Annotated in this window: 23 protein-coding genes; 17 read left to right on the top strand and 6 right to left on the bottom strand. The window is 72.8% G+C overall.

The annotated features are described in order from the left end of the window. The coding region (locus tag DN069_RS40360) for a BACON domain-containing protein (RefSeq protein ID WP_165845664.1) at window positions 1–1,198 on the top strand (1,198 nt) is incomplete at its 5' end. Between the two features lie 30 nt (window positions 1,199–1,228). On the opposite strand, the gene DN069_RS27910 is transcribed toward DN069_RS40360, so the two are convergent. After that, window positions 1,229–2,050: a DUF3109 family protein gene (locus tag DN069_RS27910; RefSeq protein ID WP_243639818.1), complete on the bottom strand. Its 822-nt coding sequence runs from the start codon at window positions 2,048–2,050 to the stop codon at window positions 1,229–1,231. A gap of 379 nt (window positions 2,051–2,429) precedes the next feature. Between DN069_RS27910 and DN069_RS27905 the strand changes: the two genes are divergently transcribed. From DN069_RS27905 to DN069_RS27880, 6 genes are all read left to right on the top strand, one after another. Further along, window positions 2,430–5,975 (top strand): Ig-like domain-containing protein, encoded by a 3,546-nt coding sequence (locus tag DN069_RS27905; RefSeq protein ID WP_165845663.1) that lies wholly within the window; start codon window positions 2,430–2,432, stop codon window positions 5,973–5,975. Between the two features lie 17 nt (window positions 5,976–5,992). Continuing rightward, window positions 5,993–6,466 carry a COG4315 family predicted lipoprotein gene (locus DN069_RS27900; protein ID WP_111505540.1) on the top strand — a complete coding sequence of 158 codons (474 nt, stop codon included), beginning with the start codon at window positions 5,993–5,995 and terminating at the stop codon, window positions 6,464–6,466. 66 nt (window positions 6,467–6,532) lie between these two features. Then, complete coding sequence (locus DN069_RS27895; RefSeq protein ID WP_111505538.1) at window positions 6,533–7,462, top strand: Ppx/GppA family phosphatase; 930 nt, start codon at window positions 6,533–6,535, stop codon at window positions 7,460–7,462. Between the two features lie 93 nt (window positions 7,463–7,555). Further along, window positions 7,556–8,407, top strand: a complete 852-nt coding sequence (locus DN069_RS27890; RefSeq protein ID WP_424556332.1) for a sugar phosphate isomerase/epimerase family protein — start codon at window positions 7,556–7,558, stop codon at window positions 8,405–8,407. Between the two features lie 40 nt (window positions 8,408–8,447). Continuing rightward, a complete protein-coding gene (gene ilvD / locus DN069_RS27885) occupies window positions 8,448–10,298 on the top strand; it encodes a dihydroxy-acid dehydratase (protein ID WP_111505534.1) in 1,851 nt (616 codons plus the stop codon). 35 nt (window positions 10,299–10,333) lie between these two features. Further along, the gene (locus DN069_RS27880; RefSeq protein ID WP_111505532.1) at window positions 10,334–10,822 is read left to right on the top strand and encodes a hypothetical protein; all 489 of its coding nucleotides are present in this window, start codon (window positions 10,334–10,336) and stop codon (window positions 10,820–10,822) included. Here the strand turns inward: DN069_RS27880 and DN069_RS27875 are convergent, their stop codons facing one another. Further along, complete coding sequence (locus DN069_RS27875; RefSeq protein ID WP_111505530.1) at window positions 10,823–11,923, bottom strand: SCO2583/SCO2584 N-terminal domain-containing protein; 1,101 nt, start codon at window positions 11,921–11,923, stop codon at window positions 10,823–10,825. Window positions 11,924–11,981: 58 nt separating this feature from the next. Beyond that, entirely contained in the window at window positions 11,982–12,437 is a 456-nt protein-coding gene (locus DN069_RS27870; RefSeq protein WP_111505528.1) for a hypothetical protein, read from the bottom strand. Window positions 12,438–12,561: 124 nt separating this feature from the next. Here DN069_RS27870 and DN069_RS27865 point away from each other — a divergent pair, with 124 nt between their 5' ends. The 3 genes from DN069_RS27865 (at window position 12,562) to DN069_RS27855 (ending at window position 15,058) form a co-directional block, all read left to right on the top strand. Beyond that, window positions 12,562–13,491 carry a proline dehydrogenase family protein gene (locus tag DN069_RS27865; RefSeq protein ID WP_424556331.1) on the top strand — a complete coding sequence of 310 codons (930 nt, stop codon included), beginning with the start codon at window positions 12,562–12,564 and terminating at the stop codon, window positions 13,489–13,491. 72 nt (window positions 13,492–13,563) lie between these two features. Further along, complete coding sequence (proC, locus tag DN069_RS27860) at window positions 13,564–14,373, top strand: pyrroline-5-carboxylate reductase (RefSeq protein WP_111505526.1); 810 nt, start codon at window positions 13,564–13,566, stop codon at window positions 14,371–14,373. A 25-nt stretch (window positions 14,374–14,398) separates the two neighbouring features. Further along, window positions 14,399–15,058, top strand: coding sequence for an HAD family hydrolase (locus DN069_RS27855; protein ID WP_111505550.1), 660 nt, complete (start codon window positions 14,399–14,401; stop codon window positions 15,056–15,058). A 2-nt stretch (window positions 15,059–15,060) separates the two neighbouring features. Here DN069_RS27855 and DN069_RS27850 read toward each other — a convergent pair whose 3' ends face one another. After that, window positions 15,061–16,506 carry a M23 family metallopeptidase gene (locus DN069_RS27850; protein ID WP_133260058.1) on the bottom strand — a complete coding sequence of 482 codons (1,446 nt, stop codon included), beginning with the start codon at window positions 16,504–16,506 and terminating at the stop codon, window positions 15,061–15,063. A 161-nt stretch (window positions 16,507–16,667) separates the two neighbouring features. Between DN069_RS27850 and DN069_RS27845 the strand changes: the two genes are divergently transcribed. The 7 genes from DN069_RS27845 (at window position 16,668) to DN069_RS27815 (ending at window position 22,757) form a co-directional block, all read left to right on the top strand. Then, window positions 16,668–17,876, top strand: coding sequence for an MFS transporter (locus tag DN069_RS27845; RefSeq protein ID WP_111505522.1), 1,209 nt, complete (start codon window positions 16,668–16,670; stop codon window positions 17,874–17,876). After that, the gene (locus DN069_RS27840; RefSeq protein WP_111505520.1) at window positions 17,873–19,033 is read left to right on the top strand and encodes an acetoin utilization protein AcuC; all 1,161 of its coding nucleotides are present in this window, start codon (window positions 17,873–17,875) and stop codon (window positions 19,031–19,033) included. Before DN069_RS27845 ends, DN069_RS27840 begins: the two co-directional genes overlap by 4 nt. Then, on the top strand, window positions 19,030–19,878 hold the full coding sequence (locus DN069_RS27835) for a phosphatase (RefSeq protein ID WP_243639817.1): 849 nt from the start codon (window positions 19,030–19,032) through the stop codon (window positions 19,876–19,878). The genes DN069_RS27840 and DN069_RS27835 overlap by 4 nt, the downstream gene beginning before the upstream one ends. 125 nt (window positions 19,879–20,003) lie before the next feature. Further along, window positions 20,004–20,213, top strand: coding sequence for a helix-turn-helix domain-containing protein (locus DN069_RS27830; RefSeq protein WP_037602249.1), 210 nt, complete (start codon window positions 20,004–20,006; stop codon window positions 20,211–20,213). 166 nt (window positions 20,214–20,379) lie between these two features. Continuing rightward, the gene (locus DN069_RS27825; protein ID WP_003948845.1) at window positions 20,380–20,478 is read left to right on the top strand and encodes a 30S ribosomal protein bS22; all 99 of its coding nucleotides are present in this window, start codon (window positions 20,380–20,382) and stop codon (window positions 20,476–20,478) included. 105 nt (window positions 20,479–20,583) lie between these two features. Beyond that, window positions 20,584–21,642: an NAD-dependent epimerase/dehydratase family protein gene (locus tag DN069_RS27820; RefSeq protein WP_111505518.1), complete on the top strand. Its 1,059-nt coding sequence runs from the start codon at window positions 20,584–20,586 to the stop codon at window positions 21,640–21,642. Next, window positions 21,639–22,757, top strand: coding sequence for a lysophospholipid acyltransferase family protein (locus DN069_RS27815; RefSeq protein WP_243639816.1), 1,119 nt, complete (start codon window positions 21,639–21,641; stop codon window positions 22,755–22,757). The genes DN069_RS27820 and DN069_RS27815 overlap by 4 nt, the downstream gene beginning before the upstream one ends. 88 nt (window positions 22,758–22,845) lie before the next feature. On the opposite strand, the gene DN069_RS27810 is transcribed toward DN069_RS27815, so the two are convergent. Then, window positions 22,846–24,033, bottom strand: coding sequence for a DUF5667 domain-containing protein (locus DN069_RS27810; RefSeq protein ID WP_111505516.1), 1,188 nt, complete (start codon window positions 24,031–24,033; stop codon window positions 22,846–22,848). 171 nt (window positions 24,034–24,204) lie between these two features. Further along, window positions 24,205–24,812 (bottom strand): ECF subfamily RNA polymerase sigma factor, BldN family (locus DN069_RS27805; RefSeq protein ID WP_243639814.1); only part of this gene is annotated, 608 nt, incomplete at its 5' end.

Here is a 24,812-nt window from a genome sequence, read left to right as displayed (position 1 = left end):
CGAGGTGGAGCGCACCGCCGCGGCGCTCGCGGTGCTCGCGGCGGACGCCTGCCCGGAGCTGAACCGGCTCGGCCGTGGGCGCGGCCCGGTGCTGGGCCGGGCGCTGCGCAACGAGCTGGTGCGGCATCTGGACGACTGCCCGACCTGCCGGGGCACCGCGGAGCGCGGCGCGGCGGAGGGCCCGTGGCCGGGCACCTTCCGTGCGGCCGGCTCGCTGCCGCTGGTGCACCTGCCACGCGCCGCGCTGCGCGCGGTCTCGGCCGTGGAGGACGCTCCCGAGCCGCGGTTCGACCGGCGCGGCTTTCCGCAGCACGCCGCCCCGGCCAAACCGCGGATGGGGGTCCCCCCGGACGGAGCCCGGGGGAGGGGCCGCGAGAAGGAGCAGGTCGCGGTGGTGCGGCAGCGGGCCGTCCTCGGGGGTGTCGCGGCGGCGGTCGTCGCGGGCCCGGCGGTCGCGCTGTGGGCGGTGCACGGGGGCGGGGCGAGCAGTCCGGTCGCGCAGGTCACCGCGGTGCGGGTGACGGAGGGTTCGCCGACGCCGGGCGCCACCCCCGACGACGGCGCGAGCGGCACGCCGGGCGTGCCGCCCTCCGCGGGGGCGACCTCGCCGGGCGGCGGCCACCTGGGCGAGAACATCGCCTTCACCATCAGCTCGCCCGCGCCGTCCGGCAGTTCGGCGCCGGGCACGCCGGGCGGCCCGACCGGGCCGGGGCAGCTCCAGGTGGGCGCCGCGCAGTCCGGCGACCGCACGGTGATCACGCTGACCAACACCGGTGGCAGCGCGCTGCTGTGGACGGCCCGCACGGATGCCTCCTGGCTCCGCCTCAGCCGCGACGGCGGCACCCTGGCCCCCGGGGCGCAGCTGACGGTCCTGGTCACCGTGGACGAGTCGGCGGCCCCGGCCGACCCGTGGTCCGCGCACATCGTCCTCCAGCCCGCCGACGCGGTGGTGACGCTGTCCGGTCCGGGTACCCGGCGCGGGGTGCCGAGCCCCAGCGCGAGTCACACGCCGACCCCGACACCGACCCCGACGGCCACGCCGACCCCTACCCCGACACCGACGCCCACGCCCACGCCGACCCCTACCCCGACCCACAGCCCGACGCCCTCGCCGTCCGCCTCGGACAGCCAGAGCGGCTCGCCCTCGGCGAGCGCGTCCGTGAGCCAGTCCTCGGCGCCGGTCACCGCGTCCCCATGACGGGGGTCCGACGCCGCATTGCAGAAAGGTTCAGTCAGCCGGGTGCGGGGCGACCGGGCCGGCCGGGTTGTCGAGGTGCCGCTCGCAGATCCGGACCAGCTCGGCGTAGCCGGCCGCGCCCATCAGCTCGATGAGCTCGGCGCGGTAGCTGACGTAGACGGGGTCCGCGCCGACGTGGGCGTCCGGGCTGCCGGTGCACCACCACTGCAGGTCGTGCCCGCCGGGGCCCCAGCCGCGCCGGTCGTACTCGCCGATGGTGATCTGCAGGTAGCGGGTCTCGTCGGGGCGGTCGATCCAGTCGTAGCCGCGGCGGATCGGCAGCTGCCAGCAGACGTCCGGCTTGGTCTCCAGCGGCTCCCGGCCCTCGGCGAGCGCCAGTGTGTGCAGCGCGCAGCCCTCGCCGCCGGCGAAGCCGGGGCGGTTGAGGAAGATGCAGGCCCCGTCGACGCGACGGGTGCGCAGGTCGCCGTCCTCGTCGGGCTCGCTGATGCCCTTCGGGCCGGTGCCCTGCTTGTGGAACTGCCAAGTCTCGGGGGTCAGCCGGGCGGCGTGGCCGAGGACGCGCTGCTGGTCGTCGTCGTCGGACCAGTGCGCGCCGAGCGTGCAGCAGCCGTCACTGGCGCGGCCGGGGCGGATGCCGTGGCACCCGCGCCCGAAGACGCAGGTCCAGCGGGAGGTGAGCCAGGTCAGGTCGCACCGGAAGACCTGTTCGGCGTCGTCGGGGTCGGCGAACTCCACCCAGGCCCGGGGGAAGTCGAGGGGGACCTCGCGCTTGCGCGCGGCCTTGGCCGCCTTCTTCGCCGCCTTCTCGGCGGCTCTGACCTCGGCGGTGCTGCTGATCGTCACGTCCACTGCTGCCACCCATACAGCCTATGCCGCCGTGCGGCCAAGACCGCCGACCGGCGTCGGAGGCGCGCCGGAAGGGCGTGCGGAGTCGGATCGGGGGCGTGTTCGGCGCCCTGCGAGCCGGGGGGCGCTCGACCGCGCGGATGAATCGCCCCCGTCCGCCCGTCGTGCCGCCTTTGCCGCGCGCGAAGCGGGCGCCATCCTGCCGTTTATGGTGAAAGGGTGTAGATCAGCTTATCTGGCTTCCATTCTGACGGGTTGTCTCCTGTTCGGGAGCGGCCTCGCCGGTCCGGTCGCCCCGGCCCGCGCGGACGAGTCCACCGTCTCCCAGGACACGTTGCGCACCGGTTGGGACCCGAACGAGCCCGGCCTCACACCGGCGCAGGTGACCAGCTCCCGTTTCGGCCTGCAGTTCTCGACGGCGGTCGACGGGCAGGTCTACGCCCAGCCGTTGGTCGTCGGCAGCACCGTCGTCACCGCGACCGAGAACGCCAAGGTCTACGGCATCGACGCCGCGACCGGCGCGGTCCACTGGAGCAAGACGCTCGGCACCCCCTGGGCGGCGAGCAACATCGGCTGCGGCGACCTGGTGCCCAACTTCGGCGTCACCAGCACGCCGGTCTACGACCCCGTCAGCAAGTACGTCTACCTCACCGACAAGGTCAACAGCCCGGACGGCGCCCACCCCGCCTTCTTCATGCACGCGGTCGACCCCGCCACCGGGGCCGAGCGTTCCGGCTGGCCGGTCAAGATCCAGGGCGCGCCCACCAACGACCCGAGCCACGCCTTCGACGCCTTCCACGAGAACCAGCGGGCCGGCCTGCTGCTGATGGACGGCAAGATCTACGTCGGCTTCGGCTCGCACTGCGACATCAACCCCTACCGGGGTTTCGTGGTCAGCGTCGACACCACCGGCCGCACCGAGAAGCTGTGGACCACCGAGAACTCCGCCACCAACGGCATGTCCGGCATCTGGCAGGGCGGCGGCGGTCTGGTCTCCGACGGATCCGGCCGGATCTTCCTTTCCACCGGCAACGGCGTGACCCCGCCCGCGGGCCCCGGCACCAACCCGCCCGGCCAGCTCTCGGAGTCCGTCGTCCGGCTCGGCCTCAACAGCGACGGCTCGATGCACGCCCAGGACTTCTTCAGTCCCGCCAACGCGCCCACGCTGGACCAGAACGACACCGACCTCGGCTCCGGCGGCCCGCTCGGGCTGCCCGCCACGCCGTTCGGTTCCAGCAAGGCGCACCCGCACCTGCTCGTCGAGGTCGGCAAGGACGGGCGGGTCTTCCTGCTGGACCGCGACAACCTCGGCGGTCGCAAGCAGGGTCCGAACGGAGGTGACGCCGTGCTCGGGGTGACCGGGCCGTTCCAGGGCGTCTGGGGTCACCTGGCCGCCTACGGCGGCGCCGGCGGCCTCGTCTACGAGATCGGTTCGCGCGGGCCGTTGCGCGCCCTCGCCTACGGGCTCGACGCGAGCGGCAACCCGACCCTGCACCAGGCCGCCACCAGCGCCGAGACCTTCGGCTACACCTCCGGCTCCCCGGTGGTCACCTCCGACGGCACCAAGACCGACTCCGCCACCGTGTGGGCCGAGTACACCGACGGCTCGACCGGCGCCAACGGCCAGCTCCGCGCCTACGACGCGACCCCGAGCAACGGCGCCATGCGACTGCTGTGGTCCGCGCCGCTCGGCAACACCTCGAAGTTCGCCGTCCCGGCCACCAGCGGCGGCCGCGTCTACGTCGGCACCCGCGACGGCAAGCTGATGGCCTTCGGCTTCCCGGCCGGCGCCGCGCTGCAGGGGCCCGCCACCGACTTCGGCCAGGTCCCGGTCGGCTCGACCAGGACACTGAGCGTCAAGGTCACCGCGAACCGGCCGCTGACGATCTCGGGCGTGACCACGACCTCCGGCGGCCCGTTCACGGCCACCCCGTCCGGGCTGCCCGCGACCCTGGCGACGGGCGCGAGCTACACGGTCCCCGTGGCCTTCACCCCGAACACGCCGGGCACGGCCAGCGGCCAGATCACCTTCACCACCCAGTTCGGCACCTTCGCCTTCGGCCTGACCGGCTACGGCACGCACCCGGGCTTCACCGCCTTCCCGAACACGCTCGACTTCGGCCAGGTGCCGACCGGCACCAGCCAGACGCTCGGGGTCAGCTTCACCAACACCGGCACCTCGCCGGAGACCGTCACCGCGGTCAGCCCGCCGAGCTCCCCCTTCTCCGCGCCCGGCCTCAGCGCCGCCAACGGCACCACGGTCCAGCCGCAGCAGTCGGTGAGCATCGACGTCAGCTACGCGCCCACCGCGGCCTCCAGCAACGACACCAGCAGCCTGTCGGTCACCGGGCCGGACGGCACGGCGACCGTCACGCTCGACGGCAGCGCGGTGCAGGGCAGTCCGCACCTGTCGATCACGCCGACCAGCACCGCCTTCGGCTCGGTCGCGGTCGGCGCGTCCGTCGCGCAGAGCTTCGACATTGCCAACACCGGCAACATCCCGCTGACCATCACCAAGGCCGCGCCACCGGCCGCGCCGTTCCTGGTCAGCAACCCGATCAGCGAGGGCCAGGTGCTGGCCCCGGGTGAGGTCGTGCACCAGGGCGTCACCTTCTCGCCGACCAACACCGGCAGCTTCACCGGGGTCTACCAGATCACCGGCAACGACGGGCAGGGCCCGCAGAACGAGACGCTGACCGGCACCGGCGCGGCCCCGACCGGCGTCACCGTGCCGGACCCGAGCGCGGGCGGCTGGAAGCTCAACGGCACCGCCAAGCTCAGCGGCACCGACCTGGATCTGACGCAGGCCCAGGGCAACCAGGCCGGCTCGGCGGTCTTCCCGGTGCCGGTGCTCACCGACGGCCTGCGGGCGAGCTTCACCTCCGTCATCGGCGGCGGCACCGGCGCCGACGGCCTGAGCTTCGCCTTCCTGGACCCGGCCCAGGTCACGCCGGCCTCCGTCGGCTCGAGCGGCTTCCACCTCGGCCTCGCGCCGCTGGCCGGCGTCGGCGTCGCGCTGGACACCTACAAGGCTCCGACCAACCCGAGCAACAACTTCGTCGGCATCACCACCGGTACCGGCAGCACCGGCCTGACCTGGGCGGCCACCAGCACCGCCGTGCCGAACCTGCGCAGCGGCCCGCACACCGTCACGGTGGCGGTGACCGGGCGGACGCTGACCGTCGGCGTCGACGGCAAGCAGGTGCTCAGCAAGACGGTCACCACGCTGCCGCCCGCCGCCTACCTCGCCTTCACCGGCAGTACCGGCGGGCTCACCGACATCCACACGGTGCGCGCGGCGAACATCACCGCCAAGGCCTACGCCGTCCCGCCGCCGGGCCCCAACGGCTGGGTGCGCAACGGCACCGCCGCCATGAGCGGCACCACGCTGGTGCTGACGCAGGCGAAGACGTTCCAGACCGGCTCGGCCTTCCAGTCCGCGGCCGTTCCGTCCGCCAACCTGTCGGCGAGCTTCACCGCGAACATCAGCGGCGGCACCGGCGCGGACGGGATGACCTTCGCGATGCTCGACCCGAGTGCGACCTCCGGCGCGCGCTCGATCGGCGGCGGCGGAGCGGGCCTAGGCTGGCTCGGCCTGCCGGGCGTCGCGGTGGCGCTGGACACCCACCAGAACGCCAACAACCCTTCGGGCAGCTTCGTCGGCGTCACCGTCACCTCCAGCAGCGGGCATCTGGTCTGGTCCACGCCCACGAGCGACATCCCGAACCTGCGCGGGGGGCCCGTCGCGGTCACCGTCACCGTCACGAGCACGGGACAGACGACGTCCAACGTGGTCGTCTCGGTCAACGGCAAACAGGCGATCAGCGTCAACGTCCCGATGCCACCGAGCGTGCTGGTCGGGTTCACCGGGGCGACCGGTGCGCTGACCGACATCCATGCCGTCAGCGGCGTTACGATCAAGTACTGAGGGGCCTGGAGGCCGTCATGCGCAGAACCGCCATCGCCGCACCACTCCTGGCCGTGGCCCTCGCTCCGCTCCTGGTGGGCGCCGCCCCGGCCGTGAGTCCGGTCGACTCTCCCCCGACCGGGCCCTACACCGTCGGCGTGATCGACACCGACACCCAGGGCCGGGTCTTCACCGACCCGGACTTCCTCGTCGTCTACCACGACATCAACGACAACCCGGCCGGCAACACCTTCGACTGCGCCACCGACTGTCTGAAGCTGTACCACCCGCTGCTGACCACACCGGGGGCGGTGCTGACGATGCCGCCCGGTGTGTCCGGGACCCTCTCCTCCGTCGTGCGCCCGGACGGGGTGGGGGACCAGGTGACCATCAACGGGTATCCCGTCTACACCTTCAGCGGGGACCAGCCGGGCGCCACCGGCGGCCTCTCCGCCACCTGGCACGCCGTTCCGGCGCCGGTCCAGCCACCGCCGCCGGTGCCCGCGAACTGAGGCGAACAGGAGCACTGATGCCGCGCGCCTGATCAAGGCGCGCGGCATCGCGTAGCGTGGACCCTTATGCGACTAGGCGTGCTCGACGTGGGATCCAACACCGTCCACTTCCTCGTGGTGGACGCGCACCCGGGTGCGGCCCCGTTGCCGGCCTACTCCCACAAGATCGACCTGCGCCTGGCCGAACTGCTGGACCCGGACGGCGCGATCCGCGAGGACGGCATCCGACAGCTCGTCGACATGGTCACCTCCTCGATGCGCGTGGCCGAGGACAAGGGCGTCGAGGAGGTCCTCCCCTTCGCCACCAGCGCGGTCCGCGAGGCCGTCAACGGCGAGGCGGTGCTGAAGCGCGTCCAGGACGAGACCGGGGTGGAACTGCGCGTCCTGTCCGGCGGCGACGAGGCCCGTCTCACCTTCCTGGCCGCCCGCCGCTGGTACGGCTGGTCCAGCGGCCGCTTGCTGCTGCTCGACATCGGCGGCGGCTCGCTGGAGATCGCCTGCGGGCTGGACGAGGAGCCGGACACCGCCGTCTCCCTGCCGCTGGGCGCCGGCCGGCTGACCGCCGGGTGGCTGCCCGGCGACCCGCCGGAGCCGGACCGGGTCCGCGAGCTGCGCAAGCACGTGCGCGCGGAGATCGCCCGCACGGTGGCGGAGGTCTCCCGCCTCGGGCCGCCCGACCACGTGGTGGGCACCTCCAAGACCTTCAAACAGCTCGCCCGGATCACCGGCGCCGCCCGCGAGTCCGAGGGTCCGCTGGTCCCGCGGAGACTGACCCGCGGCGCGCTGGAGGACTGGGTCCCCCGGCTCGCCGCGATGTCCGCCGAGCAGCGCGTGCTGCTGCCCGGCGTCTCGGCCGGCCGGGCCCGCCAGCTGCTGGCCGGCGCGCTCGTCGCCGAGGCCGCGCTGGACCTCTACCGGGTCGACGAACTGGACATCTGCCCCTGGGCGCTGCGCGAGGGCGTGATCCTGCGCCGGCTCGACCGCATGTCGTCCTGAGACCGGACGGCCTCCTGATGTCCTCCTGAGACAGGCGCCACACCGGGTCCCCGCACCAGGGTCCCTAAGCTGTAGAGCGTGGCGAAAGAGTGCATTGTCGTGCCGAAAGCCAAAGTCGCGCTGTCGACCGCCTCCGTCTACCCCGAGAACACCGCCGCCGCCTTCGAGATCGCCGGACGGCTCGGGTACGACGGAGTCGAGGTCATGGTCTGGACGGACCCCGTCAGCCAGGACATCGAGGCGCTGCGCCGGCTCTCGGACTACCACCAGGTGCCGATCCTCGCGGTGCACGCGCCCTGCCTGCTGATCACGCAGCGGGTGTGGGGCACGGACCCGTGGCAGAAGCTGGAGAAGGCCCGCTCCGCCGCCGAGAAGCTGGGCGCCTCCACCGTGGTGGTGCACCCGCCGTTCCGCTGGCAGCGGCAGTACGCGCGGGACTTCGTCCAGGGCATCTGGCGGATGGCCGACGAGACCGACGTGCGCTTCGCCGTGGAGAACATGTACCCCTGGCGCTACCGCGACCGCGAGGTCGCCGCCTACGCGCCGGACTGGGACCCGACCGGCGAGGACTACCGGCACTTCACCATCGACCTGTCCCACGTCGCGACCTCGCGCGCGGACGCCCTGGGCATGCTGGACCGGATGGGCGACCGGCTCGGGCACGTGCACCTCGCGGACGGGTCCGGCTCGGCCAAGGACGAGCACCTGATCCCCGGGCGCGGCACGCAGCCCTGCGCGGAGCTGCTGGAACGCCTGGCCCGCAACGGCTTCGACGGGCACGTGGTGCTGGAGGTCAACACCCGGCGCGCGCCGGGGCCCGTCGAACGCGAGGCCGACCTGGCCGAGGCCCTCGCGTTCACCCGACTGAACCTGGCGGCCGCGGCTCCCCAGGCCGCGTCCGCTGCTGCTCGCATGCCGGACAGGCTGTCCGACAGGCGGTCATGAGGGCGTACCCTCGACGGCACGACTAAAGGAGTTGGTTCAGGTGCCGCAGCTGAGGTCCCGCACGGTCACACACGGTCGCAACATGGCGGGCGCGCGCGCTCTCATGCGCGCGTCCGGTGTAGCAAGCGAGGACATCGGCAAGCCGATCATCGCGGTGGCGAACTCCTTCACCGAGTTCGTGCCCGGTCACACCCACCTGGCCCCGGTCGGCCGGATCGTCTCCGAGGCGATCAAGGCCGCGGGCGCCGTCCCGCGCGAGTTCAACACCATCGCGGTCGACGACGGCATCGCCATGGGCCACGGCGGCATGCTCTACTCGCTGCCCTCGCGCGACCTGATCGCGGACAGCGTCGAGTACATGGTCGAGGCGCACTGCGCGGACGCGCTGATCTGCATCTCGAACTGCGACAAGATCACCCCGGGCATGCTGATGGCCGCCCTGCGGCTCAACATCCCCACCGTCTTCGTCTCCGGCGGCCCGATGGAGGCCGGCCGGGCCGTGCTGGTGGACGGCACCGTCCGCAAGCTGGACCTGATCAACGCCATCGCGGACGCGGTCAACGAGAACGTCTCCGACGAGGACATCAGCCGGATCGAGGAGAACGCCTGCCCGACCTGCGGCTCCTGCTCGGGCATGTTCACCGCCAACTCGATGAACTGCCTGACCGAGGCCATCGGCCTCTCGCTGCCGGGCAACGGCTCCGTGCTGGCCACCCACACCGCCCGTCGTGCCCTGTACGAGGACGCCGGCCGTACCGTCGTGGAGCTGACCCGGCGTCACTACGAGCAGGACGACGCCTCGGTGCTGCCGCGTTCGATCGCCACCAAGGCGGCCTTCGAGAACGCGATGGCGCTGGACATCGCCATGGGCGGCTCGACCAACACGATCCTGCACCTGCTGGCCGCCGCGCAGGAGGCCGAGGTCGACTTCACCGTCCACGACATCGACCGGCTCTCCCGCCGCGTGCCGTGCCTGGCCAAGGTCGCCCCCAACGTCGCCCCGACCACGACCTACTACATGGAGGACGTGCACCGGGCCGGCGGCATCCCCGCGATCCTGGGCGAGCTGTACCGCGGCGGGCTGCTGAACGAGGACGTCACCTCGGTCCACTCCGACTCGCTGGAGGAGTGGCTCAAGACCTGGGACGTGCGCGGGGGCTCGCCCTCCGACGCGGCCGTCGAGCTGTGGCACGCGGCCCCCGGCGGCCGGCGTTCCGCGACGGCCTTCTCGCAGTCCGAGCGCTGGGAGACGCTGGACACCGACGCCGCGGGCGGCTGCATCCGCTCCGCCGAGCACGCCTACTCCAAGGACGGCGGTCTGGCGGTGCTGCACGGCAACCTGGCCGCGGACGGCTGCGTGGTGAAGACGGCCGGCGTCGACGAGTCCATCTGGACCTTCGAGGGCCCGGCCGTGGTCTGCGAGTCCCAGGACGAGGCCGTCGACAAGATCCTGCGCAAGCAGGTCAAGGAGGGCGACGTCGTCGTCATCCGCTACGAGGGCCCCAAGGGCGGTCCCGGCATGCAGGAGATGCTCTACCCGACCTCCTTCCTCAAGGGCCGGGGCCTGGGCAAGGCCTGCGCGCTGATCACCGACGGCCGCTTCTCCGGTGGCACCAGCGGCCTCTCCATCGGCCACGTCTCGCCCGAGGCGGCCTCCGGCGGCGTGATCGCGCTGGTCCGCGACGGCGACCCGATCCGGATCGACATCCCGAACCGGGGCGTCGAGCTGCTGGTCCCCGAGGAGGAGCTGGCGGCCCGCCGCGCGGAGCTGGGCGGCGTCTACGCCCCGAAGAACCGCGAGCGCAAGGTCTCGGCCGCGCTGCGCGCCTACGCGGCGATGGCGACCAGCGCCGACAAGGGCGCCGTGCGCGACGTCACCAGGCTGGGCTGACCGGTTCGCCCCCGGCGGGCCCGCATAATCGAAGCATGACTGACAGCAACGCCCCCGCCCCTGCCCCCATCCGCTGGTTCGGAACCAGCTGGGTGGACCGGGGCGCCGAGTACTGGCTGCGCCGCGTCGCGGTCGGCGTCGGCGCCCTGGTCGCGGCCGCGGCGGGGGCGTTCGTCATGCAGCTGGCCGTGCAGGGCGTGGTCGTCGCCAAGACCGGCGCGTTCGTGGAGCTCCTGCTGGTGCTGGCCATCGCGGTGTGCAGCTGCGTGGCGGCGCTGCGCACCTGGACCGTGCTGACCCGGGGCAAGGAGTCGCTCTCCGGCTGGATGGCCGACGAGAAGTCGATCAGCGTGATGCTGGCCGTCGGGTTCGTCGGCTCGCTGATCTCCTACCTGCTGCGCAGCCTCGTCGAGGCTCCGGGCGAGAGCGTCCAGCGCTCCCGCCACGAGCTCGCCGTGGCCGCTGCGGCCCGCCGCCAGGCCGGCGCGAAGCGGCCGGCGAAGGCGGGCAAGCGCCGGCGCTGATCACTCGCGGCTGTCCACGGCGCAGGCGGCCCTGAGGTCGGGCGCCTTGGACAGGTCGTACGGATCCACCGCGGTGCCGCTCGGCGCCGCGCTCGCGGAGTCGCTGGCCGCGGGGGCGTGGAAGTACGGCACCAGGTACCCGCGGGTGAAGCCGCACAGCTGGTCGCCGGTGTACCCGTCGTAGTGCTCGATCCAGACCGTTCCGGCGGGCAGCCCCTGGTAGCGGTTCGGATCGTAGAACCGGAAGGTGAGGGTCCTGCGGGCGATCGTCCGCTCGACCTCGGTCGAACCGACCGGGTGCGAGGCGTAGACGAAGTCGAAGTCCGACCGGATGCGCAGCCCGTTGTCGCCGTCGTCGGCCAAGGAGACCTCGCCCTGGACCCGCACGTCGCCGACCGGGACGGCGACCGTCGGGTCGAAGCGGCTGGTGAGCATGATCGCGTCGTCCGCCTTGGGGGCCGGGTGGTCGACCAGCTTGCGCATCCAGGCGGAGTTCGCCGGGGCCAGCAGGTCCAATGCCCCCTGCGGGTACCCGCCGGCGATCGTCCTCGGGTCCAGGTAGGCGGCCACCAGGTAGTCCTTGACCAGCTGCTCGTCCTTGGCGACGGTGCTCGCCGAGAAGACGCCGATCGGCTTGGCCGGGGGCAGGGCGATGCCGGCCGCGCCGGAGGACCACGTGTCTGCGGGGGAGCCGACGAAGGGGTGCTGCAGGTCCGGGGACTGGTCCACCATCGGGGTCGGCGGGGCCGCCGTCGGGGTGGTGGTCAGGGCCGGGGCGACGGCGCCGTGAGCTGCGCCCGCCTTGACGCCCGGGGCCTTGCTGAAGGCCCAGTCGTGCACCTTCTTGGCGTTCATGCTCACCGCGACCAAGCCGACCGCGAGCAGCACGAACAGCGGCAGCTGCCGGCGGCGTCGGCGGCGCGGCTTCAGCGGGATGACCGGGGCGCGCCAGGAAGTGTCCTGCGGCGGGGACTTCTTCCACCGCGAGGCCAGCATCCGGGCGCGCGCGGATCCCTCCTTGTGCTCGGCGGCTCGGACGAAGTCCTCGTCGAGCACGAGCTTGTCGAACGGGTCGTCCGGCTGGTCGTCGATCTTGGGCACCGCGCAAGTCTGACCAGCGGAGAAACACCCGTACAGGAGTGATCGGGTTAAGAATCGATCACGAGCCGGCGCGCTTGCGGGCTCCGACGACGCTGCTGACCACGCCGACCACCGCATACAGCACGGCGGCGTGCCACAGCCCCGTCCATATGCTCGCGAAGAGCCCGCTGGAGCTCAGGAAGTACTGCGTGATCGTGTTGGTCACCGCGAGCGCGGCCGCGGGGGCGCCCGCCGCCTGCCAGGGGTGTTCCTGCGCCCAGCGGCGCAGGCGGTGGTCCCCGCCCTTCTTCTGGAGCGCCGCGCCAGCGCCGCCGACCAGGAAGAAGAGGAACAGACCGATGCTGGCCGGGCCCGCAAGGATGCCCAGCGACCAGTGCAGGGTGATCAGGTCGATGCCGACAGCCGCCCCGGCACCCACCAGACCGACGACACCCGCCGTGCGCCACGGCCCACGCGAGACCGAGGCGACGGCCAGCGTGCCGGATTCGCGCGGGCTGATCTCACTACGACTCATGCTTCCACGGTGCGCCTGCCGCGCGGCAGAAGCCATAGGGGACGTCCCTGAGTTTGCCCCTAGACCACCCCTCATCCCCGCGTAGGACCCGGCCCGCCGGCGCCCTGCCTTCTAAGCTGACGCCATGCTGACCCGACGCCTCCTGCTCGCCGCCGCCGACAGCCGAAGCGCCCGCCGGGCCGTGTTGGCGGCGCCGGGGGGACGGGCCGTGGTGGCGCGCTTCGTGGCCGGCGAGACCCGTGCCGACGCGGTCGTCGCGACGGACAGCCTGGTGGCGCGCGGCCTCGGCGTCACCCTCGACCACCTCGGCGAGGACACCCGCGACCCGGACCAGGCCGCCGCCGTCGCCGAGGAGTACGTGGGCCTGCTCGGCTCGCTCGACCGGGCCGGGCTGGCGCGCCGCGCGGAGGTCTCGGTCAAGCTCTCGGCGCTCGGCTCGGGCCTCGGCGCCGACGGGCCGGGGCTCGCCCGCGCCCACCTGCGCGCGATCTGCCGTGCCGCCGACACGGCCGCCACCACCGTCACGGTGGACATGGAGGACCACGCCGCCACCGAGTCCACCCTGGCCACCGTCGCCGAGCTGCGCGCCGACCACCCCACCCTCGGTGTGGTGCTCCAGTCCTACCTGCGCCGCACCGAGTCCGACTGCCGCGAACTGCTCGGCGCCGGCTCCCGGGTCCGGCTCGTCAAGGGCGCCTACGCCGAGCCGGAGTCCGTCGCCTGGGCGGACCGCGTCGAGGTGGACCGCTCCTACGTGCGCTGCCTGCGGCTGTTGATGGAGGGTCAGGGCTACCCCATGGTCGCCACCCACGACCAGCGGCTGATCGAGATCGCCGGGGCCCTCGCGGTCCGCTCCGGGCGGCCGCAGGACAGCTACGAGTTCCAGATGCTCTACGGCATCCGCGCCGACGAGCAGCGCCGCCTCGCCGAGGCGGGGGAGACGGTCCGCGTCTACGTCCCCTACGGCACCGACTGGTACGCCTACTTCATGCGCCGCCTCGCCGAGCGCCCGGCCAACCTGGGCTTCTTCGCCCGCTCCCTCGTCGGCCACTGAGAGCTCCCGCCTGACCTGCCCGCCTTTCGGACGCTCCCGCTCCCCACGCGGGCCCGGTGGGACACTGGCCCCATGACGCAACGAGTCGCCGTCCTCGGCACCGGAAAGATCGGTGAGGCCCTGGTCTCCGGCCTGCTGCGGGCCGGCAAGTCGCCCTCCGACGTGCTGGTCACCGCCCGCCGCCCCGAGCGCGCGGAGGAGCTGCGCGCCCGCTACGGCGTCGAGGCGGTCAGCAACGAGGAGGCCGTCAAGGCCGCGGACACGGTGATCCTCACCGTGAAGCCGCAGGACATGGGCACCCTGCTGGAGGAGCTCGCCCCCGCGCTCCCCGCCGACCGGCTCGTCATCTCCGGCGCCGCCGGCATTCCGACCGCCTGGTTCGAGGAGCGCCTCGCGCCCGGCACGCCCGTCGTCCGCGTCATGACCAACACCCCCGTCCTGGTCGACGAGGCGATGAGCGTCATCTCGGCGGGCTCGCACGCCGCCGAGGAGCACCTGCTCCGCACCGAGGAGATCTTCCGCCAGGTCGGCAAGACGCTGCGCGTGCCCGAGAACCAGCAGGACGCGGCCACCGCGCTCTCCGGCTCCGGTCCCGCCTACTTCTTCTACCTCGTCGAGGCGATGACCGACGCCGGCATCCTGCTCGGGCTGCCGCGCACGGTCGCCCACGAGCTGATCGTCCAGGCCGCGGTCGGCGCCTCCGTCATGCTGCGCGACTCCGGCGAGCACCCGGTCAAGCTCCGCGAGGCGGTCACCTCCCCGGCCGGCACCACCATCGCCGCGATCCGCGAGCTGGAGAACCACGGCGTCCGCGCGGCCCTGCTGGGCGCGCTGGAGGCCGCCCGCAACCGCTCCCAGGAGCTCGCCTCCGGCGGAAAGTAGCCGGACAAGTAGGGTTGACCGGGTGCTGCGATACGACTTGGTGATCTTCGACAACGACGGTGTCCTGGTGGACAGCGAGCCGCTCTCCAACCGCCTGCTCGCGGACTACCTGACCGAGCTCGGCTTCCCCACGACCATCGAGGACTCGTACCGCGACTTCATGGGCGCGGCGGCGCACACCGTCCACGACGTCATCGCCGCGCGCTACGACGGCGCGCGGCTGCCCGAGACGTTCGACGAGGACTTCCACGGCCGGGTCTTCGCCTCCTTCCGCGAGCAGCTGACGCCCGTGGCGGGCGCGGCCGAGCTGCTGAAGTTCGTCCAGGACCGGGTCCCCTACTGCGTCGCCTCCTCCGCGCACCACGAGTGGATCCGCACCGCCCACGAGGTCACCGGCCTGAGCCCGTTCTTCAGCGACGACCAGCTGTTCAGCGCCCAGGACGTGGGCCGCGGCAAGCCCGCGCCCGACCTCTTCCTCCACGCGGCCGCCCGCATGGGCGTCTCCCCGCACCGCTGCGTCGTCTTCGAGGACAGCCCCCTCGGCGTCGCCGCGGCACGCGCCGCCGGCATGGACGTCTACGGCTACGCCGCGCTGACGCCGCGGGAACGCTTGGCCGCGGCGACCGGGATCATCGACGACCTGGGTCAGATACACGCTCTGCTGGAGTCGCACTCGCGCCCCTGAGGTCAGTCCCCGATCGCCCATCGTCTCCCTCGGTAGAGGCCTCCTCGCGCCTCCGCCAAGCGGAACGGCAGCCCCAGCCCCACGCTGCTTTCCGCCCGCAGGCGCAGCGCGGGTTCCGGGCCGGCGGCGCTGTTGCCGACCGAGCCGAGCGGGGTGCCGATGGCGACGCGTTGGCCGCGGCGGACCTGGACGGAGTCCTCGCGGAGGCCGCTGAGGACGACGACGCCGCGGTCGGTGCCGATGCGGACGTGGTTGCCGTCGGGGTGGTTGGCCGTGGACGCCAGTGGGGGGTGGTCAGGGAGGCCGTCGACCGCCGCCAGGACGACGCCGTCGACGGGGCTGACCACGGGGTGGCCGTAGACGGCATAGCGCTCGTTGGTCGCGGGGGCCAGGCCGAGCGCGCGGCGGCCGCGCCACTGCGGGCCCTCGCCGAGCTGGACCAGGTCGGCCGCGTAGCGCCCGGCGCGGTCGCCGCCGGGGGAGAGGGACGCCTCGGCGTGGCGGTTGACGGCCGGGCCGCCGGCCTCGGTGCAGACGAAGGTGCCGCCGCGCAGCGGCGAACGGAGCTGGAGCGGGTGCGCGGTCGGAGCGCCCGGCACCGGACGGCAGCGCCGCCAGGTCCACGCCGCGAGGCCCACCACGCCGACGAAGAGCCCGAGTTCGGGCAGGCCCGGCAGGCCCCAGCCGAGGCCCGCGCCGAGGACGTGGCCGAAGGCGAGCACCGCGACGACCACCGGGGCCAGCGGCAGCGAGCGGAACCACGGCGGGAGTGCCCAGCTGGGCGCGGTCCGCAGCACGTACCAGGCGAAGGCCGGCGTCTGAGCGAGGATCAGCAGCCAGCCGGTGGCGCTGCCGGTGAGCCAGGGAAACGTCAACTCGGCGACCGTGGCGGCCGCGTAGGCGAGGACGATGCGCTGCAACCGCAGCACCGCCGCCGGCTTCGGTCCGGCAGGAACGGCAGGAACCGCGGCAACGGCGACCGGCGGAGTCACCTCGCCCACCGCCGCGGGCATCGGCACGGCATGGGGCACCACCACGGGGGCCGGGGCCGGGGCCGCGGCGCGTGGCACGGGGACGGTGGTGCGGGCCGCGAGGCGGGCGGTGAGGGCGCCGGGGCCGGTGACGAAGGTGGCGAGGCGGCCGGACTCGTCCAGCCGGGCCCAGACCAGCTCCGAGCCGGTGGCGAAGAGGAGCAGGTGCAGGTCCTTCTGCCGCCGCACACTCCGCAGTTCGCCGTGGCGCTCGCGCAGCAGGTCGACCGACTCCTGCAGGCGCTGCACCGGCACCCGTTCCAGCAACTGCTCGCTGATGAGCGTCGGGGCCACCTCCGGCGCGCCGAAGAGCGCGAGCAGCGCCTGCGCGACCGGGTCCGTCGCCGACGCGGCGCGGCCCGACGGACGGAGCCCGCGGCCCGACGGACGGAGACGAAGACGCGTTGCCATACCCATGCGCCCACCGTAGGGAACGCGGGCCCTTCTGCCCCGGAACGACGTGGTTCGGCACGGGTTGCCTTTATGGATCAGTTCTCAAACGGGGGTTCCGCTCCCGCCCGGGAGTCCGTACGCTCACGCCAACCTGTTCGGATGCCGGCCGGTAGGGACTTCCACAGATGACGACAGCAGTCGGCGGGATCACGCCGAGACTTCGGCAGGCGCGCAGCTCCCTGCTGTTCAGCTACGTGGCGCAGGGGACGGTCTTCGCGTTGCTGGTGACCCGCATTCCGGGCATCCAGACGCAGTACAAGATCAGCGACGGCATGCTGCCGATCTTCCTCGCGGCCGTGCCGATCCTCGCGGGCGCCGGTTCCATCGCCATGGAGCACGTCGTCAAGCGGACCTCGCCGCGGGCCGTGCTGCGCGTCGTCCAGCCGCTGGTCTGCCTCACCCTGCTCGGCGTCGGCCTCGGTGACCAGCTGTGGGAGGCCGCGATCGCGCTGGCCGCCTTCGGCCTGACCGTCGGTGGACTGGACGCGAGCCAGGCGATGTCCGCCGTCGCGCTGCAGCACCGCTACGGGCGCAGCATCATGCAGACCTTCTACGCCGCGTTCAGCCTCGGCGGCATCCTCGGTGCCTCGCTGGCCTGGACCCAGGTGCACTTCAAGCTGAGCCTGCTCAGCATGTTCGGCACCGTCGGGGTCGTGGTGGCCGCGTCCGTGCTGGTGGCGGGACGCTGGTACGCGGGCCCCGAGGAGCTCGGCCGGGCCGTCGAGGAGGCCGCCGAGGCCGCCAACCGGTCCATCCCGTGGAAGCCGCTGCTGCCGCTCTGCCTGGCCATGTGCGTCGCCTACATCGGTGACGCGACCGTCTCCAACTGGGCCGCCAAGTACCTGCAGGAGGGGCTGCACAGCTCCGAGCAGATGACCACCGTGCCCTACAACGCGTACATGGTCGTGATGCTGGTCGGCCGCCTGCTCGGCGACTCCCGGGTGCAGAACTGGGGCAGCGTCCGCACCGTCCGGCTCGGCGCGGCGGTCTGCGCCGCCGGGTTCCTGCTGGTCGCGGTCTCGCCGGGCTCCTGGATCGCGGTCGCCGCCTTCGCGGTGGTCGGCCTCGGCATCTCCGTGATCGTCCCGCAGGTCTTCGCGGCGGGCGGCCGGCTCTTCCCGAAGGACTCGGACGCGGCCGTCGCCCGGCTCAACATCTTCAACTACGTCGGCTTCCTCGTCGGCGCCCCGCTCGTCGGCGGTCTCGCCGGGGCCATGGGCTACCGCGTCGCGATGCTGGTGCCGATGGTGCTGATCCTCTCGGTCTTCGCCGTCAGCAAGGCGTTCGGGCCCGGCACGGTGAAGGAGCCGGTGGCCGATACCGTGGCGGTATGACCGTCACGCGGCTGTACTGGGACGACGCCCTCACGACGTACGACTTCGGACCGGGTCACCCGATGGACCCGATCCGGCTCCGGCTGACGATGGACCTGGTGCGGGCCTTCGGGCTGGACGCCCTGCCCGAGGTCAGGGTGCTCGCCGCCCCGGCGGCGGGGGAGTCGACGCTGCGGCTGGTGCACGAGCCCGGCTACATCACCGCGGTGGAGGCGGTCGCCGCGACGGGCGTGCCCAACCCGGCCCGGGGCCTGGGCACCGAGGACAACCCGGCCTTCCCCGCCGTCCACGCCGCGTCCGCGCTGATCGCCGGGCAGTCCGTCGCCGGGGCCGAGACGATCTGGGCCGAGGGCGGTCACGCCGTCAACTTCGCCGGCGGCCTGCACCACGCCATGCCGGGCCTGGCCTCCGGCTTCTGCATCTACAACGACGCCGCGCTGGCCATCGCCCGCCTGCTGGAGCTCGGCGCGGAGCGTGTCGTCTACGTCGATGTCGACGTCCACCACGGCGACGGTGTGGAGAAGGTCTTCTGGAACGACCCGCGCGTGCTGACCATCTCGCTGCACGAGCACCCGCGCACGCTCTTCCCGCAGACCGGCTGGCCGGAGGAGACCGGCGGCGCCGCCGGGTACGCCGTCAACGTCGCGCTCCCGGCGGGCACGGGCGACGCCGGCTGGCTGCGGGCGTTCCACGCGATCGTCCCGCCGCTGGTGGAGGCCTTCCGCCCGCAGGTGATCGTCTCCCAGCACGGCGCGGACACCCACCTGGAGGACCCGCTCGCGCACCTCGCCATCAGCCTGGACGCCCAGCGCTCGGTGATGACCACGATCCGCGACCTCGCGGGCCGGCACGCCGACGACCGCTGGCTGGCGCTCGGCGGTGGCGGCTACGCCGTGGTGGACGTGGTCCCGCGCTCCTGGACGCACCTGGTCGCGCTCTCCGCGGGCCACCCGATCGAGCCGGAGACCGAGACCCCCGAGCAGTGGCGCGCCGAGGTCCGTGCGCTGACCCGCGGCACCGCGCCGCAGCGGATGACGGACGGCTTCGCGGCCACCTGGAAGGACTTCGAGCACGGCTACGACCCGGCCGACCGGGTCGACCAGGCGATCCTCGCCACCCGCAAGGCCGTCTTCCCCCACCACGGCCTGCTGCTGTGACAGGCCCCGTCTCCCGCGACCGGCTGATCTCCCACCTGCTGGCCACCCGCCTCGCCGGGGACGTCGCCACCACCCGCGAGGAGAACCTGCGGCACTACGCCCGGTTCGCCCGGCGGGATCCGGAACTGCTGCTCGGCCTTGACCCGTTCGGCGGGTGGACCGACGCCGAGGTGCTCGCGCTGATGGCCCGCCGCTGCGGGGTCAGCGCCGACCCGTTCCACCGTCACGGGCAGGACCGGATCGACCCCGAGCGCACCGCCGACGCCCTGGAGCGCCTCGCCGAGGTCCTCGGGCGGACGGCCGCCGCCGGGGGCGGGGTGCTGCTCGGGACCGGACACCCCGGGCCGCTCCAGCCCGCATACGCCGCCTTCGGCCGGGCGCTGCGCGCCGCTGGATGCACCCTGCGCACGCCCGCGCGCGGGGAGCGCTTTCTGATGCACGCCAGCGAGGGCGTGCGCCGCTGCGGCCTTGACTACCGGGAGCACGTCGGCGTGCTGGTGGTGTATGAAGGGCCCGCGTCAAACAACCGAGGCGAAGGCTCCCGTTCCCCAGGTGAACCCGTGCACACGCACTCGCCGCAGCCCGTCCGGATCGCCCTCGCGGCCCTGGCCGAGAGCGGCGAGACCGCCCCTGACCTGGTGCTGGGCGACCACGGCTGGGTCTGCGGGGCCGGCCGGCTGGGCCTGCGCGCGGCCGGCTTCGCGGACAGCAACGACCCGGCCGTCTTCGTCGCGGAGGAGGAGGGGCAGGTCGACGTGACGGTGCCGCTCGACGACGGACTGCGTTCGGACTGCTACAGACTGCCGACTGCCTACGTACTGCAACTGGCTGGTCTGTCTCAGTAATCCCGGGGGCCTTCTCCCTCTTCCCACCCGTACCACCCGCAACTACTCTGGGGATACGCGTGTGCTGGCTTAAGTCACCGGAGGGGAAGCCGGTGCCCGTCACACGGAGAAGGTGCGGTGTTGTCATGGCGTCTGGAGAGCGGCCTCTGAACGAGGTCAACTTCCTCACCGTGGCGGAAGTCGCCTCGGTGATGCGAGTGTCGAAGATGACCGTGTACCGCCTGGTGCACAGCAGTGAACTGCCGGCCATCAGGGTCGGCCGCTCGTTCCGGGTACCGGAGCAAGCGGTCCACGATTACCTCCGCGACTCCTACGTGGGACGGGAGACCGCGTAGGAGACCGACAGCACGACCAGGTGAGGATTCGGTCCGGCTCCGCTGGCAGCAGCGGGACCGGGCCGAATTACGTTTCGCGCGCAGACTTCGGTAGTCTGTTGGCCTCCATCAATCGTTTGGACCCGGTGGCCCGCACTCGCGGGTTAGTCCAGTGAGTGAGGTTCCCATGGGTTCCGTGATCAAGAAGCGCCGCAAGCGTATGGCCAAGAAGAAGCACCGCAAGCTTCTCAAGCGCACGCGCGTTCAGCGTCGTAACAAGAAGTAACACCACTCGGCCACGCCGAAGGTGTTCCGCCGCCCGCACCGACAGTACTGTCTGGTGCGGGCGGCTTTTTCGTGTGTCCGTGCAGCGGAGAGGGGCTGAGGCGCCGTGGGGAACGTCGTTCTCGTCACCGGGGTGGGCCGGCATCTGGGCAGTCGCTTCACGCGGGTGATCAGAGACCAGCCAGGGGTGGACCACGTCGTCGGCGTCGACGTGCAGCCGCCCGCCCGGCCGATCGAGGGGGCCGCGCCCTACACCTTCGTCAGCGCCGACATCCGCCGGCCCGTCGTGGCCCGGGTGATAGCCGAGCACGGCGTCACCACCGTGGTGCACCTCAACGTCAGCACCACCACCCTCGGCTCGACCAGCCGCGGCGCGGTCAAGGAGACCAACGTCATCGGCACCATGCAGCTGCTCGCCGCGGTGCAGAAGGCCCCCAGCGTCTCCCGGCTGGTGGTGAAGTCCACCACCAGCGTCTACGGCTCCGCCCCGCGCGACCCGGCCGTCTTCCAGGAGCGGATGCAGCCCAAGATGCTGCCCACCGGCGGCTTCGCCAAGGACGCCGTCGAGGTCGAGGGCTACGTCCGCGGCTTCTCCCGGCGCCGTCCCGACGTCGCCGTCGGCGTGCTGCGCTTCGCCAACATCCTCGGCCCCGAGGCGGACACCCCCCTCAACGAGTACTTCGCGCTGCCGGTGCTGCCCACCGTCCTCGGCTTCGACCCACGGCTGCAGTTCGTCCACGAGGACGACGTCGTCGAGGTGCTGCGCCTGGCCGCGCTGGAGCCGCGCCGGGGCACCACCAACACCGGCACCTTCAACGTGGCGGGCGACGGCGTGATGCTGCTCTCCCAGGCCGCGCGGCGGCTGGGCCGGCCGACCGTGCCGATGCTGCTGCAGGCGGTCAGCTTCATGGCGGGCCTGGCCCGGCAGTCGCGGATACTGGACTTCTCACCCGAACAACTGCGGCTGCTGACGCACGGTCGGGTCGTGGACACCACGATGCTGCGCGAGACCTTCGGCTACACCCCCGCCTACAGCACCGAGCAGGCCCTGGCCTGCCTGGCCGCGGCCAAGGGCCCCGGACTGCTGCCGCCCGCGCGGATCGCGCGGTGGACCGACCGGGTCGCCGCCACGCTGCCCGAGACGATCGAGAGGACCAAGGGATGAGCTCGGCCCGGGAGCGGACGTGGCGCGAGGAGCGCGACGCCAAGGTCATCCCCATCACCAAGCGCCGCGGCGTACCGGCGGCGCGGCCGCCGCGGCCGGACGACGAGGACCTGTCGACGGCGCCGCCGAGCGCGGAGTCCGCCCTCCCCGAGTCCGGCACGTCCGAGTCCGGCACGTCCGAGTCCGGCACGCCCGTGGGCGGCGTCGCCGAGGCCGTCGCGCAGGCGGTCGGCGAGGCGCTGGCCGGGCCGCTGGGCGGCGTCGCCGGCAGGCTCTTCGGCGAGGGCTGGGAGGGTCGCGCCGCGAACGGTCTCGGCTTCCTGCGGCGGCGGCTCACCGGCGAGTACCGGATCGACGAGTTCGGCTTCGACCAGGAGCTGACCGAGCAGGTCTTCCTCTCGCTGATGCGCCCGCTGGCCGACAAGTACTTCCGCGTCGAGGTGCGGGGCGCCGAGCACCTGCCCGGCAAGGGCGGCGCGCTGGTCGTCGCCAACCACTCCGGCGTGCTGCCGCTGGACGCGCTGATGACGCAGGTCGCCATCCACGACCACGCCGGCCGCCACCTGCGGATGCTCGCCGCGGACCTGGTCTTCGTCCTGCCCGGGGTGAACGAGCTGGCCCGCAAGGCCGGGCACACGCTCGCCTGCAACGAGGACGCGCAGCGGCTGCTGGAGTCCGGCGAGATCGTCGGGGTCTGGCCGGAGGGCTTCAAGGGCATCGGCAAGCCCTTCGCCGAGCGGTACAAGCTGCAGCGCTTCGGCCGCGGCGGCTTCGTCTCCTCGGCGCTGCGGGCCGGGGTCCCGATCGTGCCGTGCTCGATCGTGGGCGCGGAGGAGACCTACCCGATGATCGGCAACGCCAAGACGCTGGCCCGGTTGCTCGGCCTGCCGTACGTGCCGATCACCCCGACGTTCCCGTGGCTCGGTCCGCTGGGCGCGCTGCCGCTGCCGACCAAGTGGATCATCCAGTTCGGCGAGCCCATCCCGACCGACAGCTACCCGCCGGAAGCGGCGGACGACCCGATGCTGCTGTTCAACCTGACGGACCAGGTCCGCGAGACGATCCAGCACACGCTCTACCGGATGCTGGTGCAGCGCCGGTCGGTGTTCTTCTGACAAGCCACCGGCGTGCGGATGGTCCCCATCGAGCAGGGCCATCCGCACGCCGGTGGCTTGTCGCGTCCCTAAAGGCGCCCCTCAACGGCTAGCTGCCCGAGACTCCGATCCCGATCCCCGGCAGCAAGCCCCCGACCAAAGGGGGGATCGTCAGGCCGCTGCCTCCCGAACCGCTCGGGCTTGCGCTCGGCGTGGCGGAGGGGGCGGCGGACGGGGAGGCACCGCCGAGCAGGCCGCCCACGCTGCCGAGCCCGGAGCCGCCGACGAGGCTGCCCGTGCCGGAGGTGGTCTGCCCCGAAGGCGTCGACGAAGGCGCGGTGCCGCTCGGCATCGTGCCGGAACCCGACGTCGTCGCGCCGGACGGCGTGCCGGGGTTGCTGGACGCCGACGGACTCGACGAGTTGCCCCCGTCGGGTGCCGAATCCGACGGGCTGCCCGTCGCCGGCAGCAGCGGGGTGACCTCCTGCCTTATCCCGGAGAGCAGGCCGCGCACCTGCGAGGCCACCGGGTCGAGCTGGCCGGGCAGTTGGGGTTGGAGCTGGTCCATCGCCCGGCTCTGCACCGCGGCGAAACCGGCCAACTGCCGTAGTGGCGCCAGCGAGTGGCTGCGCTGGTAGATCTCGTTGAGCAGATCCCGGCCGCGCTTGCCCTCGACGTTCATGTCGGACAGGGCGCGGTCGAGATCGGCGATGGTCTGCGGGCTGAGCCGTTGCGGGGCCGCCGACGGGCCGCGGCCCATCAGCCCACGGGCCTCGTCCATGCGGGTCGAGGCCTCGTCCAGCAGCAGCTTGCCGCGTTCCTCGTCCGAGCCGGCGAGGTTGAACCGCCACTCCTCCAGGCCGCGCTTCATGCCGTAGAGGGAGTCCCCGGGCAGGGACGACGTGGACGCGACCGCGACGCCGCCGAGCGTGCCGAGCGCCATCATGGAGGCGAGGCCACCGACGGCGAGACGGCGACCCCAGCGGGTGGACGGCCACAGCGCTGCGGGCCGCACCGCGCGGTGGGAACCGCGGCGGGAGCGCTGGGCGGGCACGCCCGCTCCGCCGCCGCCCGCGAAGGCGCGCTCGAACTCGGCCACCAGCAGGGCGCGTTGGGTCAGGCGGACCTGCGGGTCAAGGCTCGGCCCGGACACGGTGCCCAAGGCGGTCACCATGGCGAGCATGGGGTCGGACTGTCCCTCACTCTCGGCGGGCTCTTCGTCGAACCGGGCCTCCCGGGCGTCCACGGCGTCGGCGAAGGCTCTCGCCCGGCGGAACTCCAGCACGTTCGCTGTCATGGGCAGCACCTCCTCTCGACGTAATCGACTGTTCGGCCGATCGGCAGGTTGCACCGTCGCGCCACGATCCACCCGAAAGGGTGAAGCAGTTCCCGGAATTGGGCCTTGCATCCTGCGCAACGATTGTGAGAGGGGAGGGTTACGCCCGCGTCAGCTCTGTGCCCGTCCGCGCTACCGGGCATCGCTCGGCAGCAGTCGGGCCAACGTGCGCACCGCACGGTACTGCAGCGTCTTGATCGCCCCCTCGTTCTTGCCCATGATGCGCGCCGTCTCCGCCACCGAGAGCCCCTGCAGGAAGCGGAGCGTCACGCACTCCTGCTGCTGCGGGTTGAGCCGGCGCACCGCCTCCAGCAGGGCGGCGTTGGAGAGCGACTCCAGCACCGACTCCTCGGGGCTCGGCTCGACCTGGTTGGAGTCGAGCATCTCGCCGGTGGTGACCTCCAGCCGGAAACGACTGGACTTGAAGTGGTCGGCCACCAGGTTCCGCGCGATGGTGACCAGCCATGCCCCGAAGTCCCGGCCCTGGTACGTGAAGGTGCCGATGCGGCGCAGCGCGCGCAGGAAGGTCTCGCTGGTCAGGTCCTCGGCCGTCGCCTTACCGCCGACGCGGTAGTAGATGTAGCGGTAGACCGTGTCCGCGTAGTGGTCGTAGAGCTGGCCGAAGGCCTCGCCGTCGCCGTCCTGGGCGCGTTCCACCAGCGCCATGATCGGGTTCCCGGCCGGGCTCTCCCACCCCGGACTGGTACCCGTGCCCGCAGCGCCGCCGTCCGCCCCGCCCG

This window comes from Streptacidiphilus pinicola (assembly GCF_003258295.1).
Classification (GTDB): domain Bacteria; phylum Actinomycetota; class Actinomycetes; order Streptomycetales; family Streptomycetaceae; genus Streptacidiphilus; species Streptacidiphilus pinicola.
This window is presented reverse-complemented; position numbering and strand designations above follow the sequence as displayed.

Coding starts and splice junctions, on each gene's coding strand:
- DN069_RS27900 (WP_111505540.1), top strand. CDS start 5,993: ATGCGCAGAACCGCCATCGCCGCACCACTCCTGGCCGTGGCCCTCGCT.
- DN069_RS27865 (WP_424556331.1), top strand. CDS start 12,562: ATGCTGACCCGACGCCTCCTGCTCGCCGCCGCCGACAGCCGAAGCGCC.
- DN069_RS27840 (WP_111505520.1), top strand. CDS start 17,873: ATGACCGTCACGCGGCTGTACTGGGACGACGCCCTCACGACGTACGAC.
- DN069_RS27830 (WP_037602249.1), top strand. CDS start 20,004: ATGGCGTCTGGAGAGCGGCCTCTGAACGAGGTCAACTTCCTCACCGTG.
- DN069_RS27815 (WP_243639816.1), top strand. CDS start 21,639: ATGAGCTCGGCCCGGGAGCGGACGTGGCGCGAGGAGCGCGACGCCAAG.
- DN069_RS27810 (WP_111505516.1), bottom strand. CDS start 24,033: ATGACAGCGAACGTGCTGGAGTTCCGCCGGGCGAGAGCCTTCGCCGAC.
- DN069_RS27825 (WP_003948845.1), top strand. CDS start 20,380: ATGGGTTCCGTGATCAAGAAGCGCCGCAAGCGTATGGCCAAGAAGAAG.
- DN069_RS27895 (WP_111505538.1), top strand. CDS start 6,533: ATGCGACTAGGCGTGCTCGACGTGGGATCCAACACCGTCCACTTCCTC.
- proC (WP_111505526.1), top strand. CDS start 13,564: ATGACGCAACGAGTCGCCGTCCTCGGCACCGGAAAGATCGGTGAGGCC.
- DN069_RS27850 (WP_133260058.1), bottom strand. CDS start 16,506: ATGGGTATGGCAACGCGTCTTCGTCTCCGTCCGTCGGGCCGCGGGCTC.
- DN069_RS27880 (WP_111505532.1), top strand. CDS start 10,334: ATGACTGACAGCAACGCCCCCGCCCCTGCCCCCATCCGCTGGTTCGGA.
- DN069_RS27870 (WP_111505528.1), bottom strand. CDS start 12,437: ATGAGTCGTAGTGAGATCAGCCCGCGCGAATCCGGCACGCTGGCCGTC.
- DN069_RS27845 (WP_111505522.1), top strand. CDS start 16,668: ATGACGACAGCAGTCGGCGGGATCACGCCGAGACTTCGGCAGGCGCGC.